Source organism: Bartonella vinsonii subsp. arupensis OK-94-513 (assembly GCF_000278235.1).
Lineage (GTDB): Bacteria > Pseudomonadota > Alphaproteobacteria > Rhizobiales > Rhizobiaceae > Bartonella > Bartonella arupensis.
Genome location: NZ_JH725038.1, coordinates 445290 through 446382, shown reverse-complemented (window position 1 = coordinate 446382; position 1093 = coordinate 445290). Strand labels below are relative to the sequence as shown.

The window sequence follows — 1093 nt, the reverse complement described above, 5'->3', positions numbered from 1 at the left end:
GCATTTTCTTCAGTACGAAAATGGATAATATCATCATCATATTTATTCACTTTATCAATTAATACTGCAACATCATCTAAGGTATAGGTTTTCATTAATTATTCTCCAAACTTCTTTTTTCTCTCTTTTCATCAACCGTAGAGCATTACTGCTGATGCTCCTGTCCCCATCTGTCAAAATTGAGACCTATGATACCCCATTTCATATCGATTATTCCTCCTAAGTTACTATTTTTTCCTTCTTTGTACCCCTGAGCACGATCCTTCCAATATTCCTTTCTCCATTTTTTAAACTTTTCTCTCTCTATAAGTGATTGATGTGTTTTTGGATTAACATGAATCACGGAATTATATTTGTTATGAAGTTCCTTGCTAATTTCTGCTATCGGCCCCTCATGTGTTTGCAAGAGGTGATGCAACTCAACAGGCTTATTATCAAATCCTATAGGTGCTCTTCCTGTTTTCATTCTCTCAATATTAGTGCCCCACACCGTTTTTCCTTTTTCTTCCCAATCAGAAACTCTGTTAGGATCAAACAAATCGTCTCTCTGATAGGCTTTGTTTGTCTGAGCAAATTTGCTATCGGTAAATTTAGTGGGTTTCTTTTTTAACCAAAGCTTTTTTTCTTTAGCAGCGAATTTAGTTAGTTCTTTCTTCGCTGCAAGTTTGGCAGGATCTCCCTGAGCTGCAAGTTCTGCAAGATTTTTCTTGGAAGCAAATTGGGCAAAATCTTTCCTAGCATTGAACTTGATCAGAGCATTTTCGCCAAGCTTTACACCTTCCTTGACTACTCCAGCACCTCCAGCAAAGTTTTCTAACACTCCGGCTGATAATCTTCCACTTTCAAAACCAGCATTAAAAGCTCCGTCAACTCCCGCTTTTTCAAAATTCTCTTTTACGTAATCCATATCCCCTATAAAGGAAGCCTCAACACCTCTCCAAAATTGACCAGCACCTTCCCAGACATCATCAATCGCATGTCCACTCACGACCCAAGAAGCTCCTGTTCCAATGTCTTTAACAGCCCTTTTACCGCCCTCCCATGGATTGCTAGCAAATATTATCATTTGTAATATTATGTTGTTCACAGCGTT

General features: G+C 38.3%; 1 protein-coding gene and 1 pseudogene. Both read right to left on the bottom strand.

Annotated elements, in window-relative coordinates:
- Positions 1–95, bottom strand: a pseudogene (locus ME1_RS08390) (SMI1/KNR4 family protein); the annotation flags it as partial.
- A gap of 50 nt (positions 96–145) precedes the next feature.
- On the bottom strand, positions 146–1093 hold a 948-nt coding region (locus ME1_RS08300; protein WP_004864942.1), incomplete at its 5' end, for an HNH/ENDO VII family nuclease.